This window comes from Variovorax sp. FG153 (genome assembly GCF_057809595.1).
In genome coordinates this window covers 121,874-140,065 of record NZ_JBMDKG010000011.1, presented here as the reverse complement: position 1 = coordinate 140,065, position 18,192 = coordinate 121,874, and the positions used below count along the sequence as shown (strand labels likewise).

The 18,192-nt window shown below is 65.9% G+C and carries 17 protein-coding genes and 1 tRNA gene; 12 read left to right on the top strand and 6 right to left on the bottom strand.

What is annotated here, in order from left to right; all coding sequences use genetic code 11:
• Window positions 1-73: 73 nt before the first annotated feature.
• Window positions 74-1,000 (top strand): alpha/beta fold hydrolase, encoded by a 927-nt coding sequence (locus ACODT0_RS15055; protein WP_489041619.1) that lies wholly within the window; start codon window positions 74-76, stop codon window positions 998-1,000.
• On the opposite strand, the gene ACODT0_RS15050 is transcribed toward ACODT0_RS15055, so the two are convergent.
• Window positions 1,001-1,699: an aspartate/glutamate racemase family protein gene (locus ACODT0_RS15050; RefSeq protein ID WP_489041618.1), complete on the bottom strand. Its 699-nt coding sequence runs from the start codon at window positions 1,697-1,699 to the stop codon at window positions 1,001-1,003. It abuts the gene before it with no gap.
• 108 nt (window positions 1,700-1,807) lie between these two features.
• Between ACODT0_RS15050 and ACODT0_RS15045 the strand changes: the two genes are divergently transcribed.
• Together ACODT0_RS15045 and ACODT0_RS15040 are read left to right on the top strand one after the other, a co-directional pair.
• The gene (locus ACODT0_RS15045) at window positions 1,808-2,626 is read left to right on the top strand and encodes a MetQ/NlpA family ABC transporter substrate-binding protein (protein ID WP_489041617.1); all 819 of its coding nucleotides are present in this window, start codon (window positions 1,808-1,810) and stop codon (window positions 2,624-2,626) included.
• A gap of 7 nt (window positions 2,627-2,633) precedes the next feature.
• Complete coding sequence (locus ACODT0_RS15040) at window positions 2,634-3,992, top strand: LLM class flavin-dependent oxidoreductase (RefSeq protein ID WP_489041616.1); 1,359 nt, start codon at window positions 2,634-2,636, stop codon at window positions 3,990-3,992.
• A 39-nt stretch (window positions 3,993-4,031) separates the two neighbouring features.
• On the opposite strand, the gene ACODT0_RS15035 is transcribed toward ACODT0_RS15040, so the two are convergent.
• The 4 genes from ACODT0_RS15035 to ACODT0_RS15020 are packed head-to-tail and all read right to left on the bottom strand — an operon-like array spanning window position 4,032 to window position 6,852.
• Complete coding sequence (locus ACODT0_RS15035; RefSeq protein WP_057594907.1) at window positions 4,032-4,403, bottom strand: hypothetical protein; 372 nt, start codon at window positions 4,401-4,403, stop codon at window positions 4,032-4,034.
• Between the two features lie 29 nt (window positions 4,404-4,432).
• On the bottom strand, window positions 4,433-5,257 hold the full coding sequence (locus ACODT0_RS15030) for a MetQ/NlpA family ABC transporter substrate-binding protein (protein WP_057594908.1): 825 nt from the start codon (window positions 5,255-5,257) through the stop codon (window positions 4,433-4,435).
• Between the two features lie 46 nt (window positions 5,258-5,303).
• Window positions 5,304-5,966, bottom strand: coding sequence for a methionine ABC transporter permease (locus ACODT0_RS15025; RefSeq protein ID WP_093340247.1), 663 nt, complete (start codon window positions 5,964-5,966; stop codon window positions 5,304-5,306).
• On the bottom strand, window positions 5,959-6,852 hold the full coding sequence (locus tag ACODT0_RS15020) for a methionine ABC transporter ATP-binding protein (RefSeq protein WP_057594910.1): 894 nt from the start codon (window positions 6,850-6,852) through the stop codon (window positions 5,959-5,961). Before ACODT0_RS15020 ends, ACODT0_RS15025 begins: the two co-directional genes overlap by 8 nt.
• Before the next feature lie 284 nt (window positions 6,853-7,136).
• Here ACODT0_RS15020 and ACODT0_RS15015 point away from each other — a divergent pair, with 284 nt between their 5' ends.
• The 6 genes from ACODT0_RS15015 to ACODT0_RS14990 all read left to right on the top strand — a co-directional run bounded on the left by ACODT0_RS15015 (window position 7,137) and on the right by ACODT0_RS14990 (window position 13,837).
• Window positions 7,137-7,958, top strand: a complete 822-nt coding sequence (locus ACODT0_RS15015; RefSeq protein ID WP_261216701.1) for a MetQ/NlpA family ABC transporter substrate-binding protein — start codon at window positions 7,137-7,139, stop codon at window positions 7,956-7,958.
• A 179-nt stretch (window positions 7,959-8,137) separates the two neighbouring features.
• Window positions 8,138-9,242 (top strand): peptide chain release factor 2 gene (gene prfB / locus ACODT0_RS15010; RefSeq protein WP_172705610.1). Its coding sequence is split into 2 segments (ribosomal slippage): window positions 8,138-8,218 and window positions 8,220-9,242, totalling 1,104 coding nucleotides; the frame shifts between segments, so codons are not numbered across the junction.
• Window positions 9,243-9,291: 49 nt separating this feature from the next.
• Window positions 9,292-9,978, top strand: coding sequence for an HAD family hydrolase (locus ACODT0_RS15005; protein WP_296731094.1), 687 nt, complete (start codon window positions 9,292-9,294; stop codon window positions 9,976-9,978).
• Window positions 9,962-12,679, top strand: a complete 2,718-nt coding sequence (pepN, locus tag ACODT0_RS15000; protein WP_489041615.1) for an aminopeptidase N — start codon at window positions 9,962-9,964, stop codon at window positions 12,677-12,679. The genes ACODT0_RS15005 and pepN overlap by 17 nt, the downstream gene beginning before the upstream one ends.
• A gap of 43 nt (window positions 12,680-12,722) precedes the next feature.
• Entirely contained in the window at window positions 12,723-13,736 is a 1,014-nt protein-coding gene (locus ACODT0_RS14995; protein WP_261216704.1) for a class 1 fructose-bisphosphatase, read from the top strand.
• Between the two features lie 25 nt (window positions 13,737-13,761).
• Window positions 13,762-13,837 (top strand) — tRNA-Thr (locus ACODT0_RS14990).
• A gap of 89 nt (window positions 13,838-13,926) precedes the next feature.
• On the opposite strand, the gene ACODT0_RS14985 is transcribed toward ACODT0_RS14990, so the two are convergent.
• Entirely contained in the window at window positions 13,927-15,156 is a 1,230-nt protein-coding gene (locus tag ACODT0_RS14985) for a restriction endonuclease (protein ID WP_489041614.1), read from the bottom strand.
• 245 nt (window positions 15,157-15,401) lie between these two features.
• Here ACODT0_RS14985 and ACODT0_RS14980 point away from each other — a divergent pair, with 245 nt between their 5' ends.
• From ACODT0_RS14980 to ACODT0_RS14970, 3 genes are all read left to right on the top strand, one after another.
• Entirely contained in the window at window positions 15,402-15,824 is a 423-nt protein-coding gene (locus ACODT0_RS14980) for a nucleotide pyrophosphohydrolase (RefSeq protein ID WP_057594916.1), read from the top strand.
• Window positions 15,821-17,680 (top strand): DNA/RNA helicase domain-containing protein, encoded by a 1,860-nt coding sequence (locus ACODT0_RS14975; RefSeq protein WP_479670493.1) that lies wholly within the window; start codon window positions 15,821-15,823, stop codon window positions 17,678-17,680. Before ACODT0_RS14980 ends, ACODT0_RS14975 begins: the two co-directional genes overlap by 4 nt.
• Before the next feature lie 119 nt (window positions 17,681-17,799).
• Complete coding sequence (locus ACODT0_RS14970; protein WP_216087416.1) at window positions 17,800-18,132, top strand: hypothetical protein; 333 nt, start codon at window positions 17,800-17,802, stop codon at window positions 18,130-18,132.
• The last annotated feature ends 60 nt before the right edge of the window (window positions 18,133-18,192 follow it).

Genomic DNA, 18,192 nt, shown 5'->3' with positions numbered 1-18,192 from the left:
GAGCGGCGCGGCCGTCACGCCACTGTCGTCTGGCGGACTGTACGCATCGACCCGGCTCCTTATCATCGGAGCCATGTACCACGCCCTCCGTCCCTCGCGCAGCGAATTCGTGCCCGTGCGCAACCTCCGCTACCACGTGCGCCTCTGGGGCCAGCCCTCGGCCGAGCGGCCGCCACTGGTGCTGGTGCACGGCTGGATGGACGTGGCCGCCTCCTGGCAGTTCGTGGTCGACGCGCTGGCCGAGGAGCGCTTCATCGTCGCGCCCGACTGGCGCGGCTTCGGCCTCACCGACGGCGGCGGGGTCGACAACTACTGGCTGCCCGACTACCTGGCCGACCTCGAATGGCTGCTCGACCACTACGCGGGCGAAGGCGAGGCCGCGCGCCCGGTCGACCTCGTGGGCCACAGCATGGGCGGCAACGTCGTCATGCACTACGCGGGCGTGCGGCCCGAGCGCATCCGCCGGCTGGTCAACCTCGAGGGCTTCGGCATGCCCGCGCGCCAGCCCGAGGAAGCGCCCGCGCGCTACGGCCAATGGATCGACGAACTCAAGCGGCTGCACCGCGGCGAACTCGAGCTCGCCGGCTACTCGGCCGTCGACGGCGTGGCGCGCCGGCTCATGAAGACCAACCCGCGGCTGTCGCAGGACAAGGCCGACTGGCTCGCGAGCCACTGGTCGGCCAGCCGCGCGCAGCCCGACGGCAGCGCCCGCTGGCAGATCCTCGGCGAGGCCGCGCACAAGGTCGTCAATGCCAACATCTTCCGCGTCGACGAGGTGCGCGCGCTCTATGCGCGCATTGCCGCGCCCACGCTGATGATCGAGGCCGCCGACGACAGCCTGCAGGGCTGGTGGAAGAACCGCTACACGCTCGAGGAGTTCCACCAGCGGCTGGCTTCGGTGCCCTCGGTGCGCATCGAGCAGCTGGCCGATGCCGGCCACATGCTGCACCACGACCAGCCGCAGCGGGTGGCGAAGCTGATCGAGGATTTCCTTACCTAGTCAGGCCTGCTGCACGGCGCGCCGCAACGCCGCGCGCGCCAGCAGCCGCGTCGAATCGAGCGTCGGCAGCGCCGAGTTCGCATCGCCGATGATCAGCGGGATCTCGGTGCAACCCAGCACCACCGCGTCGCAGCCCTCCTCTACCTTCATGCGCTCGATCACGCGCTGGAAGCTCGCCACGCCCGCGGGGCTGAAGATGCCGTTGACCAGTTCGTCCATGATCACGCGCCCGGTCTCGTCGCGCTCCTGCGCGTTCGGCCGGCGGTACTCGAGGCCGCGCGCCGCGAACCTGGACGGATAGACCTCGCTGTCGACCAGCCAGCGCGTGCCCGTGATGCCGATGCGCCGGAAGCCGCGCCGCACGGCCTCGTCGGCGGCCACCTCGGCGATGTGCAGCCAGGGCAGCGGCGAACGCGGCGCCACGTACTCGAAGGCCTGGTGGATCGTGTTGTCGGGGCAGATCAGGAAGTCGGCACCCGCGGCCTGCAGCTTGCGCGCCGAAGCGAGCATCAGCTCGCCCACGCCGGCCACGTCGCCCGCATCGAGGCAGCGCACGTAGTCCGCGAGCGAGGGCGTGTGCATCGACACCTCGGGGTGCGCATGGGGCCCGAGCAGCGCGGCGCCCTCCACGCAGATGGTCTTGTAGCAAAGGGCCGCGCCTTCGGCGGAGCAGCCCACGATTCCGATGTGTTGGGTCATGCCTGCGATCCTATGGCCGCTGTCCGCATATGCAAGCTTGCGAATATTCGTTCGCGCGCGCGGCAGCGGCTCCTAGAGTGCCCGGTTCAGTTCTGGAGCCCCTCTCTCATGCGCCCTTTCGCCCTTTCCCGCCGCCTGGCCCTGGCCGGCGGCCTCGTCCTCACGCTGGGCCTCGCGGTCGCGGCTCAGGCCGCCGACCTGCGCGTCGGCTTCATGCCGGGCCCGTACCGCGACGCCTTCACCAAGGGCATCGAGCCCCAGCTCGCCAAGCTCGGCTACACCGTCAAGTACGTCGAATTCAGCCAGGGCGTGCAGCCCAACGACGCCGTCGAGCGCGGCCAGATCGACGCCAACATCTTCCAGCACACGCTCTACCTCAACGCCACCAACCAGCAGCAGAACTTCGACCTGGTGCCGATCGTCCACGTGCCGACGCCGCCGATGGGCCTCTATTCGCAGCGCCACAAGTCGCTGGCCAGCGTGCCCGACGGCGCCACCGTCACGCTGCCGGCCGACCCGGTGAACGCGGCGCGCGCGCTCAACATCCTCGCGGCCATCGGCTGGGTGCAGCTCAAGGCCGGCGTGAATCCGCTGAGCGTGTCGGAGCGCGACATCGCGAGCAATCCCAAGCGCCTGAAGCTGGTGCCGCTCGACGCCGCCCAGGCACCGCGCTCGCTGGCCGACGCCGACCTCGCGGCCGTGCAGGGCAACTTCGCCGTCGCCTCGGGCCTCAAGCTCACCGAGGCGCTCAAGCTCGAGGACATGACCCTGCCCTACGTCAACGTGGTGGCGGTCAAGCGCGGCAACGAGAACGCGAAGTTCGCGAAGGACATCGTCGCGGCCTACCAGTCGGCAGAGTTCCAGCGCGTCTTCCTCGCCAATCCCGTGTGGGCCGGCTACCGGCTGCCCGACTACTTCTCGAAGTGATCGCACGATGAGCGGCTCCACCACCCGCGGCGCGCCTCCCCGGCGGCTGCACCTGAACGTCAACATCCTGCACTCGGGCTTCGTGCCCTCGGCCTGGCGCCTGCCCGAGGCCGACCCCCGGGCCTTCGCCGACATCCAGCACTACATCCGCACCGCACGGATCGCGGAAGCGGGCAAGCTCGACGCGATCTTCCTGGCCGACAACGCGGCCATCGTCGACCAGATCCACTTCCGCCCGATCACCGCGCTCGAGCCCACCATCCTGCTGGCCTGCGTGGCCGCGGCCACCACCCACATCGGGCTGATCGCCACCGCCTCGACCAGCTACAACGAGCCCTACAACATCGCGCGCCGCTTCTCCACGCTCGACCACGTGAGCAACGGCCGCGCGGGCTGGAACATGGTGACCACGGCCGACCTGCCCTCGGCGCGCAACTTCGGCCTCGAGGCCACGCCCGACCATGCGAAGCGCTACGCGCGCGCCTCGGAGTTCGCCGACATCGTGAAGGCGCTGTGGGACAGCTGGGAAGACGGCGCCTTTGTCGGCGACAAGGCCACGGGCAGCTTCGTCGACGCCACCAGGGTGCACCCCATCGCGCACCGCGGCGAGCACTTCGCGGTGCAGGGCCCGCTGAACCTGCCGCGCGCGCCGCAGGGCCATCCGGTGCTGGTACAGGCCGGCGCCTCGGCCGACGGGCGCGAGCTCGCCTCGCGCCATGCCGAGGCCGTGTTCTCGGCCTCGCAGTCCTTCGAGGAATCGCTGGCCTATGCGCGCGCCCTCAAGACCCGCGCGGCCGAGCTGGGCCGCGGCCCCGACGCGGTGAAGGTGCTCGCGGGCCTCACCACCATCGTCGGCGGCACCGAGGCCGAGGCGCTGCGTCGCCGCGACGAGCTGGTCGACCTGATCCCCTGGGACTACAGCCTCACGCGCATCGCGGGCACGCTGGGCATCGCGCCCGATCGCCTGAAGCTCGACGAGCGCCTGCCCGAGAACCTGCCGCTGCCCGGCAATGGCAACGGCAACCACACCTTCTTCAACGCGGTGGTGGCGGCCGGCCGCACCCACGGCTACACGGTGCGCCAGCTGATCCGCGAGCTCGCGGGCGGCGGCGGCCACCGCGTGATCGTGGGCACGCCCGAGCAGATCGCCGACGACATCGAGCACTGGTTCAAGGGCGGCGCGGCCGACGGCTTCAACCTGATGCCCGATGCGCTGCCGCACGGGCTCGAACATTTCGTCGACGGGGTGGTGCCGATCCTGCAGAAGCGCGGGTTGTTCCGCACGGAGTACGAGGGGCGTACCTTGCGCGATCACCTGGGGCTGGTGCGGCCCGAAGGGCGAACGGCGCAGCGCCTGGCGGCTTAGAAAGAAGAAAAAGCGCCGCCCGGGGAGCGGCGGCGGGCCTCAGCCCTCGTCGGCGTCGTTCCCCGTCAACGACAGCACCTCTTCGACGAAGGCCTCGAAGCCCGGCAGCGCCGCATGCGGCAGCGCATCGTCCGCGCCCTCGCCGTCGTCGAAGAACACCCGGGCCCGCCCCACCGGCAGCGCGACCCATTCGCCGGCCTCGAGCAGCAGGCCCAGATAGCCCTCGCCTTCCGGCACATAGAACAACCCGGCCTGCCCGAGCACGCGAACCTCCTCGCCCGCGAGCGGCGCGGGGGCGTCCTCGCGCCCCCATCGCACGCCCTGCGCGGCCAGCCGATCGGTGATCCAGCCGTCGCACACATGGGTGTCGCTCCAGCTCGCTTGCGCATCGAACACGGCCAGCACGGGCATGGGAAGGTCCCTCTCAGAAAGTAGTTGGTTTATTGCAGGAAGCTGGGCTTCGCGTAGCCCTGGAACTTCGTGTCGACCACCGTCTTGAACTCCTTCGAGTGGTAGGCCTCCACGAGGTCCTTGGCCCAGGCGGTGTTCTTGTCCGCGGTCTTCACGGCCACGACATTCAGGTAGTAGTCGGGCGTCTTCTCGAGCACCACCGCTTCGGTGAGCTTCAGGCCCGAGGAGATCGCGAAGTTGCCGTTGATGATCGCGTACTCGGTGTCGCCGAGCGAGCGCGGCAATTGTGCAGCCTCGAGCGGAATGAACTTCAGCTTCCTGGGGTTGTCGGCCACGTCCTTCTCGGAAGCGCGCAGCGGATCCACGCCCTGCTTGATCGTGATCAGCTTGTTCTGCTCCAGCAGCACCAGCGCGCGCGCCAGGTTGCTCGGGTCGTTCGGCAGCGTCACGCGGTCGCCGTCCTTCAGGTCGGCCAGCGTCTTGCGCTTGGTCGAGTACACGCCCAGCGGCGCGATCGGGCCCTGCACCAGCTCGGCCAGGTCCAGCTTCTGGTCGGCCGCGAATTTCTTCAGGTAGACCTGGTGCTGGAAGAAGTTGGCGTCGAGCGAACCCTGGGCCAGCGCCAGGTTGGGCTGCACGTAATCGTTGAATTCGACCAGTTTCACCTTGTAGCCCTTCTTCTCGAGGATCGGCACGATGCCTTGCTTGAGCTGGTCGATGTTCGAGCCGGCGGTGCCGCCGATCGTGAGGTTCTTCTTGGCGTCCTGCGCCTGCGCCGGCAGCGAAAGGCCGCCGAGCGACAGCGCGGCGAGGGACAGGGCGAGGACGGAACGGCGCAGCAGTGCGGTGGTCATGACGGAAGGCTTTGCAGGAAAAGAGAGAGGGAAAAGGAAAAGCGAATCAACGCTTGTCGAGCCTGCGCGCCGCGGTGTTGCCGACGAATTGCAGGATCTGTACCAGCACCACGAGCAGCGCCACGGTGAGCACCATCACGTCGGTCTGGAAGCGGTAGTAGCCGTAGCGGATGGCCAGGTCGCCGATGCCGCCGCCGCCCACCACGCCGGCGATCGCCGAGTAGGAGAGGAAGCTCACCGCGAGCACCGTGAGCGCCAGCACCAGGCCCGAGCGGGCCTCGACCACCAGCACGCGCCAGACGATCTGCAGCTCCGAGGCGCCCATCGCATGGGCCGCCTCGATCACGCCGCGCGGCACCTCGCGCAGGCACTGGTCGACCAGCCGCGCAAAATAGGGGATGGCCGCGAAGGACAGCGGCACCGCCGCGGCCAGCGGCCCGATCGAGGTGCCCGCGATGATGCGCGTGAACGGCACCAGCGCCACCAGCAGGATGATGAACGGGAAGGAGCGCACCGTGTTCACGAGCCAGTTCAGGATCAGGAACGCGGGCCGGTTGGCGAGCGACTGGCCCGGGCCGAGCAGGAACAGCAGGATGCCCAGCGGCCCGCCGATCAGCACCGCGGCCGACAGGCCGATGGCCAGCATCATGAAGGTCTGGCCGGTCGCGACCCAGAGCTCGGGAAGGATGGGGGCGATGTTCTCAAACATAGGCCACCTCCAGCGCGCTGCGTTGCGTGGCAACCGGGGCGCTGGCCGAGGCGGCTTCGCCAGCCTCACGCGCTTCGCGTGCATCGCGTTCGCGGCGCCGCACCAGTTCGTCGATCTCGCGGCCCAGCGCGGTCTTGCGCGCCTCGCTCGGCGCGGCATCGACCTCGAACTGCTCGACCAGCCGGCCCTTCTCGAGGATCGCCACGTTGCGGCACAGCACCTCGACCACCGACAGCTCGTGCGTCACGATCACGATGGTCACGCCGATCTTCTGGTTGATGTCGCGCAAGGTCTCGAGCAGCGAGCGCGTGGTCTCGCTGTCGAGCGCCGAGGTCGGCTCGTCGCACAGCAGCACCTGCGGGCGCGGCGCCAGCGCGCGGGCGATCGCCACGCGCTGCTTCTGGCCGCCCGAGAGCTGGGCCGGGTAGGTGTCGATCTTTTCCGACAGGCCCACCAGCGCCAGGCATTCGCGCACCCGGGCGTCGATCTCGGCACGCGAGTGGCGGCCGTGGATCTTCAGCGGGAAGGCCACGTTGTCGAACACCGTGGCGTTCTGCAGCAGGTTGAACTGCTGGAAGATCATGCCGATGTTCTGGCGCGTGTCGCGCAGCTCGCGGCGCGACAGCGTCGTCAGGTCGCGCCCGCCGACCAGCACGCGGCCCGCATCGGGCCGCTCGAGCAGGTTGATCAGGCGCAGAAGGGTCGACTTGCCGGCGCCGCTCTTGCCGATCAGGCCGAACACGTCGCCCTGCTGGATGTCGAGCGACAGCGATTGCACGGCGTCGAAGACCTCGCCGCTGGGCAGCGCGAAGGACTTCTGCACCGACTGGAGGCGGATGACCGGTTCCGCGCTGCCGCGGGCCGGGTCGGACGATGGGTTGCTCATGTCTGGGGGAACCAAGGAACGGATGCGCGCGGCCGCCAACAGGAACACCGGCCACGGATTCGCAAAAAGGTGGCGAGTATGAAAAGAAAGGCATCGAAAGGGAACGAACAAATCGGGCGATGCTTATTCCCGAAATCACATAAGAAGGCGCCAACCTTCAACCACATACACCATAAAGCGAGCAGGGGCTCCCATATGGATATGCGCATTGGTTCGTTCCCATCGCGCCCGCGTGCTGCCACATTCGCGCCTTTCTTTTTCGAGCGCGCAGCGCCACTCCAACCATGCACAGCATCCTTCGCCGCCGCGGCCTCCTTGCCGCCACCCTGGCGGCTTCCCTCCTCGGCGGCATCGCCGGCGGCGCCCAGGCCCAGGACAACAAGAACACCGTCAAGGTCGGCATCTCGGTCGGCAACGCCGAGCAGATCTTCGAAGTGGTGAAGAAGGTCGCCGCCAAGGACGGCCTCACGGTCCAGGTCGTGGTCTTCAACGACTACCAGTTGCCCAATGCCGCGCTCGCGGCCGGCGACCTCGACGCCAACGCCTTCCAGCACCAGCCCTTCCTCGACAACCAGATCAAGGCGCGCGGCTTCGACCTCGTGCCCGTGGGCCTGACCATCACCGCGCCGCTGGGCTTCTATTCGAAGAAGCTCAAGAGCATCGACCAGCTGTCCGAGGGCGCCGCGGTCGGCATCCAGAACGACCCGTCGAACGGCAACCGCGCGCTGTTGCTGCTGCAGCAGGCCGGCCTGATCACGCTCAAACCCGAGGCCGTGAAGAACAACACCGCCACCCCGCTCGACGTGGTGACCAACCCCAAGAAGCTCAAGCTGGTGCCGCTCGACGCCGCGCAGCTGCCGCGCTCGCTCGACGACCTCGCGATCGCCGCCATCAACAACGACTACGCCGAGAAGGCCGGCCTCTCGTTCAACAAGGACGCCGTCATCAAGGAATCGCCCAAGGGCCCCTATGCCAACCTGATCGCCGTGCGCCGCGCCGACAAGGACAAGCCCTGGGCCAAACGCCTCGTGGCGGCCTACCAGTCGCCCGAGGTCAGGAGCTTCATCGAGACCCAGTTCAAGGGCGCGCTGGTTCCCGCGTTCTGACGCCGCCGCCCCACGCCCTCCCGGCCCCCTGCGCGCGCCGCGCCCAGGGGGCTTTTCGCCTTTGGCGGCACTGGAATGGCACTGCCCATGGGGTCATCCGCCACCCGTGAGAAAATGGCGGGTTCCCTGGAGGGCACGCCTCTCCTCCCCTCGCCAACCCACACAGTCAGGACCACCCCATGGACGCAGAACAAATCAACCAGATCGGCGCAACGCTTGCGGACCTGAGCGCCCGGACCGTGGATCTCCGGAGGTATCTTTGACTACGATGCCAAAGCCGAACGTCTGAGGACGGTCAACGCATCGCTCGAAGATCCCAACGTCTGGAACGACCCCAAGAAGGCCCAGGAGCTGGGCAAGGAAAAGAAGTCGCTCGACGACGTCGTCGTCACGCTCGACCGCCTCACCAGCGGCCTCGCGGACAACACCGAGCTCTACGAGATGTCGAAGGAGGAAGGCGACGTCGACGGCCTGCAGGCCATCGCCGATGACGCCGCCACGCTCGAAACCGACATCAAGCAGCTCGAGTTCCGCCGGATGTTCAACAACCCGGCCGACCCGCTGAACGCCTTCGTCGACATCCAGGCCGGCGCCGGCGGCACCGAGGCCTGCGACTGGGCCAGCATGCTGCTGCGCCAGTACACCAAGTACGCCGAGCGCAAGGGCTTCAAGATCCAGCTCGAGGACGAGACCCCGGGCGACACCGCCGGCATCAAGAGCGCGACCATCAAGGTCGAGGGCGACTACGCCTTCGGCCTGCTGCGCACCGAGACCGGCGTGCACCGCCTCGTGCGCAAGTCGCCGTTCGACTCCTCGGGCGGGCGCCACACCAGCTTCGCGAGCATCTTCGTCTACCCCGAGATCGACGACTCCATCGAGATCGAGATCAACCCGGCGGACGTGCGCACCGACACCTTCCGTGCCAGCGGCGCGGGCGGCCAGCACATCAACAAGACCGACTCGGCCGTGCGCCTCACGCACATCCCGACCGGCATCGTGGTGCAGTGCCAGGACGGCCGCAGCCAGCACAGCAACCGCGACGTGGCGTGGAAGCGCCTGCGTTCGCGCCTGTACGACCACGAGATGCGCAAGCGCATGGAAGAGCAGCAGAAGCTCGAGGACAGCAAGACCGACGTGGGCTGGGGCCACCAGATCCGCAGCTACGTGCTGGACAACAGCCGCATCAAGGACCTGCGCACCAACGTCGAGATCTCGGCCACCCAGAAGGTGCTCGACGGCGACCTCGACGTGTTCATCGAAGCCTCGCTCAAGCAGGGCGTCTGATCCCGCCTCCTCCTTTTCGTCACCACCGCAACCACCCGCGCAGCCCCGCATGAACCTCAACGGCAAGGTCGAAGCCCTGATCTTCGACATGGACGGCACCATGATCGACTCCATGCCCTGGCATGCGCGCTCGTGGGTCGAGTTCGTGGCGCGCCACGGCCTGGTGCTCGACGTGAGCGACATCCTCGCGCGCACCACGGGCCGCACCGGCGCCGAGTGCATGCGCGAGCTGTTCGAGCGCGAGCTGTCCGATGACGAGTGCCAGGCGCTGGTGCACGAGAAGGAAGAGATCTACCGCGCGATGTTCAGCGACAACTTCACCGAAGTCGCCGGCTTCACCGCCTTCGCCAGGGCCGCCGTCGCGCGCGGCCTGAAGGTGGCCGTGGGCACCGCGGGCGACCGCCACAACATCGAGTTCGCCATGTCGCGCCTGAAGATGGACCCGCTGCCGCTGGCCATCGTCGGCGGCGACGAAGGCTTCAGCGGCAAGCCCACGCCCGCCATCTTTCTCGAGGCCGCGCGCCGCATCGGCGTGGCGCCCGAACGCTGCATCGTGTTCGAGGACGCCCCCTTCGGCATCGAGGCCGCGCGCCGCGGCGGCATGCGCGCCGTGGCCGTGTGCAGCACCCACAGCGCCACCGAACTCGCCGGCCCCCACGTGATCGCCGCCGTGCGCGACTACAACGAACTCGCCCATTCGAATTTTCTGGAGACCCTCGATGCCGTTGCTGCCTGATTTCAGCGGTGCCCAAGCCGCACCGAACGCCATCCGCCGCGAAGACTACGCACCGCCGGCCTTCTGGATCGACACCGTCGACCTCACCTTCGACCTCGACCCGGCCAAGACCCGCGTGCTCAACCGCATGCGCCTGCGCCGCAACCCCGACGTGCCGGCGCAGCCGCTGCGCCTGGACGGCGACGAGCTCAACCTCGCGCGCGTGCTGGTCAACGGCCAGGGCGCCTCGTTCCGCATGGAAGGCGACCAGCTCGTGCTCGACGGCCTGCCCGCGGCGGAAGAAGGTTCGTTCGAGCTCGAGCTCTTCACCACCTGCTGCCCCATCAAGAACACCAAGCTGATGGGCCTGTTCGTGAGCGAGGACACCTTCTTCACGCAGTGCGAGGCCGAGGGCTTCCGCCGCATCACCTACTTCCTCGACCGGCCCGACGTGATGGCGATGTACACCGTCACCCTGCGCGCCGCCAAGGCCGCCTACCCGGTGCTGCTGTCGAACGGCAACCTGGTCGAGCACGGCGACCTGCCCGAGGGCCGCCACTTCGCCAAGTGGGTCGACCCCTTCAAGAAGCCCAGCTACCTGTTCGCGCTGGTCGCGGGCAAGCTGGTGGCGCGCGAGCAGCGCATCAAGGCACGCAGCGGCAAGGAACACCTGCTGCAGGTGTACGTGCGCGCCGGCGACCTCGACAAGACCGAGCACGCGATGAACTCGCTGATCAACTCGGTGCTGTGGGACGAGGCCCGCTTCGGCCTGCCGCTGGACCTCGACCGCTTCATGATCGTGGCCACCAGCGACTTCAACATGGGCGCCATGGAGAACAAGGGCCTGAACATCTTCAACACGAAGTACGTTCTGGCCAACCAGGCCACCGCCACCGACGCCGACTACAGCAACATCGAGAGCGTGGTCGGCCACGAGTACTTCCACAACTGGTCGGGCGACCGCGTGACCTGCCGCGACTGGTTCCAGCTCTCGCTGAAGGAAGGCCTCACCGTCTTCCGCGACCAGGAGTTCAGCCAGGACCTGTGCGCCGACGCCTCGGCGCGCGCCGTCAAGCGCATCGAAGACGTGCGCGTGCTGCGCACGGCCCAGTTCCCCGAGGACGCCGGCCCCATGGCCCACCCGGTGCGGCCCGACAGCTACATCGAGATCAGCAACTTCTACACCGTCACCATCTACGAGAAGGGTGCCGAGGTCGTGCGCATGATGCAGACCCTGGTGGGCCGCAAGGGCTTCGAGAAGGGCATCACCCTCTACTTCGAGCGCCACGACGGCCAGGCCGTGACCTGCGACGACTTCGCCCAGGCCATCGCCGACGCCAACCCCGACTCCGAACTCGCGCGCCTGTTGCCCCAGTTCAAGCGCTGGTACAGCCAGGCCGGCACCCCGCGGCTGAAGGCCAGCGGCGTGTACGACAGCGCCAACCGCAGCTACACCCTCAGCGTGCTGCAGAGCTGCCCGCCCACCCCGGGCCAGCCCAACAAGGAACCGTTCGTCATCCCGCTCAACCTCGGCCTGCTCGACGCCAGCGGCCGCGAGCTGCCCGTGCAGCTCGAGGGCGAGGCCGAAGGCAGCGCCGGCACCCGCACCCTGGTGCTGTCGCGCGCCGGCGAGCAGTTCACCTTCACCAACCTCGACGCCGAGCCCGTGCCCTCGATCCTGCGCGGCTTCAGCGCGCCGGTGATCCTCGACTTCGAGTACAGCGACGCCCAGCTGCTGACCCTGCTGGCCAACGACCCCGATCCCTTCAACCGCTGGGAAGCCGGCCAGCGCCTGGGCCTGCGCGCCGCGCTGCAGGGCATCGCCGCCCTGGCCACCGACACCACCCCGGTGCTCGGCGAGGCCTACCTCGAAGCCATGCGCAGCGTGCTGCGCCATCCGCAGCTCGACCCGGCCTTCAAGGAGCTGGTGCTCACCCTGCCGTCGGAAACCTACATCGCCGAGCAGCTCGACGTGGTCGATCCGCAGCGCGTGCACCTCGTGCGCGAAGCCATGCGCGCCCAGCTCGCCACCGCCCTGTTCAGCGACTGGCAGCAGGCCTACGAGGCGCACCACGACACCGGCGCCTACAGCCCCGATCCGCTAAGCTCGGGCCGCCGCGCCCTGGCCGGCATGGCGCTCAACTTCCTGTGCCTGGCCGCGCGCTCGTCGGGCGACACCGTCTGGCCCGGCAAGACCCTGCAGCGCTTCAAGGACGCGGGCAACATGACCGACCGCTTCAACGCGCTCAACGCCCTCGTCTCCTCGGGCCACACCCTGGCCGCGCAGGCGCTCGCGCGCTTCCATGCCCTGTTCAAGAACGAGGCCCTGGTCATCGACAAGTGGTTCTCGCTGCAGGCCGGCGCCAGCGACCGCGGCGGCGACATCCTGCCGCTAGTGAAGCAGCTCATGAAGCACCCCGACTTCTCGCTGAAGAACCCCAACCGCGCGCGCAGCGTCATCTTCAGCTACTGCAGCGCCAACCCCGGCGCCTTCCACCGCCCCGACGCCGCCGGCTACGTGTTCTGGAGCGAGCGCGTCATCGAGCTCGACGCCCTCAACCCCCAGGTGGCCGCCCGCCTCGCGCGCGCCCTCGACCGCTGGAGCAAGCTCGCCGAGCCCTACCGCAGCGCCGCGCGCGAAGCCATCGCGCGCGTGGCCGCCAAGCCCGACCTGAGCAAGGACACCCACGAAGTCGTGACCCGCGCCCTGGCCGGCAGCTGATCCGCACACAAGCAACGCATCGAAGAGAAACCGAAGAACCCTCATGGCTCAACAGAAGATTTCCCTCACCCGCTACCTCGTCGAACAGCAGCGCGCCGACGGCCTCATCCCCGGCCAGCTGCGGCTGCTGCTCGAAGTGGTTGCCCGTGCCTGCAAGAGCATCAGCCAGGCCGTCAACAAGGGCGCCCTGGGCGGCGTGCTCGGCACCGCCGAGAGCGAGAACGTGCAGGGCGAGATCCAGAAGAAGCTGGACATCATCGCCAACGAGGTCCTGATCGAGGCCAACGAATGGGGCGGCCACCTCGCCGCCATGGCCAGCGAGGAGATGGACAGCATCTACGTCGTGCCCAACCGCTACCCGCAGGGCGAGTACCTGCTCATGTTCGACCCGCTCGACGGCAGCAGCAACATCGACGTCAACGTCAGCATCGGCACCATCTTCAGCGTGCTCAAGAAGCCCGAGGGCCACCCCGGCGTGCAGGAGGGCGACTTCCTCCAGGCCGGCACCCAGCAGGTGGCCGCCGGCTACTGCATCTACGGCCCGCAGACCACCCTCGTGCTGACCGTGGGCAACGGCGTCGCCATGTTCACCCTCGACCGCGAGCAGGGCAGCTTCGTGCTGACCCAGGAAGACATCCAGATTCCGCCCGACACCAAGGAATTCGCGATCAACATGAGCAACATGCGCCACTGGGACGAGCCCGTGAAGCGCTACATCGACGAATGCCTGGCCGGCAAGGAAGGCCCGCGCGGCAAGGACTTCAACATGCGCTGGATCGCCAGCATGGTGGCCGACGTGCACCGCATCTTGATGCGCGGCGGCGTCTTCATGTACCCCTGGGACAAGCGCGAGCCCGAGAAGGCCGGCAAGCTGCGCCTGATGTACGAGGCCAACCCCATGAGCTGGCTGGTGGAACAGGCCGGCGGCGCCGCCACCAACGGCAAGCAGCGCATCCTGGAGCTGCAGCCCACCAAGCTGCACGAGCGCGTCAGCGTGATGTTGGGTTCGCGAAACGAAGTCGAGCGTTTGACCCAGTACCACGCTCAAAAGGACTGAAAACCTCGCTATAATCGAAGGCTTCGCCGGTGTAGCTCAGTCGGTAGAGCAGCTCATTCGTAATGAGAAGGTCGGGTGTTCGATTCATCTCTCCGGCACCAATCTAGAAAGCCCCGCTATTGAAAAGATAGCGGGGCTTTTTTCTTTGCCCGAACTCACCAAGGCAACTGGGAGATCCGGCGCGGGCAAGCTAGATCGGATCTTGTGGGCTGTCGTTCGTGCCTACAGGCCACTCAGCAAGCAAATCAGCTACTCGCTCGCCAGAGCTATAGCCAGACTTGATCAGCACCTCGGCGATATCTCGACCCGAGATGAAAACGATGGGATGACGATCGTCCCTCACCTCTGCGTACGCCTGCCTTGCGACCCAGGACGTGGTCACGAGTACGCCGAACTGTCGATGCCGAATGCGCGAAATCAATCGAGCGACCTCACGCACTCCAACCGTATTCGCCGATATGCCCCCAGATGACGGGCGATAGCACTTTGCCTCCAAAGCAAACTCTGCGTACACCGGGTCAGCACTCAAACCCAGCAGATACCTGCCGACGGCATCTCGCCCACCATCCACACTGCCTCGGGTGATCTCGTCAATGACCACACGTTGGTCAGTCAGTTGATAGATCCGCGCAGCGAACGATTCGAAGGCGTAGGGCGAATCCTTGAAATGCCGCCACACCTGTTCAAGGATTGCTTTCTTCAGCTCCGTGTCTGGCGTTTGCTCTTCCTCTGTTCGAATCACTTTCGTGGGCTCGGAGGTCAGAGGGCTATAGACCCCCGATTCGACCCATGAGCGCCATGCACTAGGCGCGCTTGAAAGTACCGAGCCGAATTCAGAGAGTCCGTTGATCCAAGCTCGCGGAACAACTGGCGTGTTCAGTACCGTGAAGACTGCGCGATAGTTCTGAAACCGCTCGCCCGAGGTCGTCTTCCATACCGCGACCAAGTCTTCCGTCATAGGCAGCCCCGAGAAGCCTGGCACCGCGAGCCCCTTGAACTGAACGGATCTGTTGCTCTTTGCCGTCGGGCATTTCGTGAAGACAAAGAACGGAGGGACCTGCGATCTCTTCGCCACACCTCCGTGTGCGCTTTCGAAGGCAGCTTTCAAGATGAGATTGCCGCGACGCGTGGTGTCATGAAGGTCATGGCCCGGCGTGCGGTTGTCACCGTAGTACACGAACTGACCCGTATTGAGATCCAGTCGGTCGGGCCAGTCCCCCTCCTCTCCGCTGGAGTAGAGAACCACGAACTTCTTCTGGGAGCCTAGGCCAGACGCACGAAACCCGCCTTGGTTGCCTGCCCCAGGGAGCAAGCGCGCAATCGGATCGCTTCCCGTATTTCGTGCGCTACCGCCCTCATAGATGGCGTCCACGACGAGGTCAGCGGTCGGCAAATCCTCAAAGCTGAATATGCGAGTCATGTCGAGGCGGAGAAGAGCGAAGGTCCCATGCGGAGGCCTCGACAAGGCCGGGTCGAGCCAATCTTTTTGCTTTAAGCCTGAAGGCATCGAATTTAACAATGTTGCCCCTTTTGGGTCTTCCCTGGGTTTTCCCAGAGGGAGAAGCAACGAATCGCCCTCATCGCTAGATACACTCGTTTCTCGAAACCGCTTCTGAAACCCGCCCCTGGCTCGATGCCGTGCTAGGGGAAACCAGAGAATTTCAAGTGACCGAGGTCCACAGTCCGGGGCGAGACGCTCCTCTCGTCGACGTCGCAGGGCTTGCTGCGAAGCTCGACCAGTTCGCGACCGAGCGCGATTGGGCCCAGTTCCACTCCCCTAAGAACTTGGTCATGGCGCTGACCGGCGAGGTCGGCGAACTCAACGAAATCTTTCAGTGGATGTCCGAAGAGGCATCCGTCAAGGCCGGCTCCGACCCGCAAACCGCGCAAGCTGTCCAAGACGAACTCGCCGACGTGCTGCTGTACCTCGTCCGCTTGTCTTCGGTCCTCGGCGTCGACTTGAATGCAGCCGTGCAGCAAAAGCTGCGGTCCAACGAGCTTCGCTACCCCGCAGACAAGGTCCGAGGCAGCAGTCGGAAAGCCCAGAGCAACGACACCAACGTGGCCCCCGGAGCGAATCCGAAGTGATCGTCTACGAAGCCAGCAAAGGTCAGTTCCTCAGCGACAACGACGACAGGGACATCGAAGACGTCATCCTCGGCAAGTACCACAGCGTGACAGGCCGCAAGGTTCCCACGGCAGAGATGCGCGCGTGGAAAGAATCCTTGGGCTACATGTCGAAGGTTCTTCGCGACCCGTTGATCCCTGATGACGTGGGCGTCGCAGTCGAGCTTCACATCCCGCAGAGTTCCAAGCGCATCGACATCAGCCTCACGGGTCGCGACGCCGATCAATCAAAGAAGGTTGTGATCGTCGAGCTGAAGCAATGGGAGAAGGTGCGGGCTTCCACCAAGGATGCCCTGGTCACCACCTATTTGGGCAAGGGCCAGCGCGAAGTAGTCCACCCTTCCTACCAAGCATGGTCGTACGCCTCCCTGCTCGAAGGCTTCAACGAAGCGGTGCACACGGGCGATATCGGCGTCCAGGCCTGCGCATACCTGCACAACTACGAACGCGATGGCGTGATCGATTCCGATCACTACGCTGGCTACATCGAGAAGGCCCCGCTGTTCCTCAAGGGCGAGACCGAGCGCAGCCAACTGCGGACCTTCATCAAGCAGCACATCAAGTACGGCGATCCGAAAGTCCTGTATGAGCTGGTCAACGGAAGGATTCGACCGTCGAAGGCTTTGAGCGATAGCTTGGCGGGACTGCTCAAAGGAAACGCCGAGTTCATCCTGATCGACGATCAGAAGGAAGCGTACGAACACATCTTGGCGGCCGGTCGCTCCGCATCTGCAACGCATCCCAAGGTAGTGATCGTCGAAGGAGGACCAGGGACCGGCAAAACGGTCTTGGCCATCAACGCACTGGTCGCGCTGACGAGCGCGGGGCTCAACTGCAAGTACGTCTCTAAGAACGCCGCACCCCGGCGGGTGTACGAGAGCAAGCTGGCAGGCACGATGCGGCGCACTCAGTACTCGAATCTATTCGTAGGCTCTGGCGGTTTCATCGATACGCCTGCCAATACCTTCGACGTCCTGATCGTGGACGAAGCTCACCGGCTGAACGAAAAGAGTGGCCTCTACGGCAACCTCGGCGAAAACCAAATCAAGGAATTGGTCGCTGCTTCCAAGTGCACTGTGTTCTTCATCGATGAGGACCAGCGTGTCGCGATGAGCGACATCGGCACCAAGGAAGCGATCCGCGGCTTCGGCGGCGGCAAAGGTGCCGAGTTGCTCGAACACGAACTAGCCTCTCAGTTCAGGTGCAGCGGATCGGACGGCTACATCGCTTGGCTCGACAACACGCTCGACGTTCGCGAAACCGCCAACAAGACGCTCACGGATACGAGCTTCGAATTCCGTGTCTTCGATACACCCGGCGCGCTCCACGCCGCCATCGAGCAAAAGAACTCGACGAATGCCGCCCGCGTGGTTGCCGGCTACTGCTGGCCTTGGATCAGCAAGAAGAGCCCGCAATCCTTCGACATCGTGATCGGCTCGGACTATCGCAGGCGCTGGAACTTGGATGTCGATGGCAGCTTGTGGATCGTCGCGCCCAACTCGATCAACGAAGTCGGCTGTATCCATACCTGCCAAGGCCTCGAAGTCGAGTACATCGGCGTGATCATCGGCCCCGATCTGATCGTGCGAGATGGCGAAGTCGTCACCGTGCCTGAAGCGCGGGACCGTCACGACAAGACGTTGCGCGGCTATAAGACACAGGTGAAGGCCACGCCCGAAAAGGCCAAGGCCTTGGCTGCTCTGATCATCAAGAACACCTACCGTACGCTCATGACGCGTGGCATGAAGGGCTGCTACATCTACTGCAGCGACGCTGAGACGACTGAATACTTTAGATCTCGAATTTCCGGACACTGAAAGCGTTTGCCTGACCCGTATGGAAGCGGGCCACAAATGTCAATCACCCGGAGTGACGTTCACCTCCCCGCCTCTCCCTCCTACGATCCTCCCCAAGCAAAGGGGCCAAGAGGATCGAAATGCCACAGTACTGCGTCAACAAGACCGCACAACTCAATGGCGACCATGAGGTACACGCACAGGGGTGCATTTTTTGGCCGCATCCGGTGAACACGCTGTCGCTCGACTGGCACGAAGACTGCCGTTCGGCGATGCAGACGGCAAGGGCGTTCTACCGGCAGGTCAACGGTTGCCGCTACTGCTCGCCGGCCTGCCACACGGGGCCGCGCGCGTCGAACGACGACATCGGGCAGATCAGCTATCGCGGCGCATCCAAGGAAGATGCGGGGCCGGAATTTCTCTCGGCCCACTCGCTGCGCTTGCGCGAGATCAAGCAGCGCCTGGGCTGCTGAACGCGCCATCGAGATCCCTGATCATGGGATTGACGCATCGCGCGTCAGAAGATCGCCCTC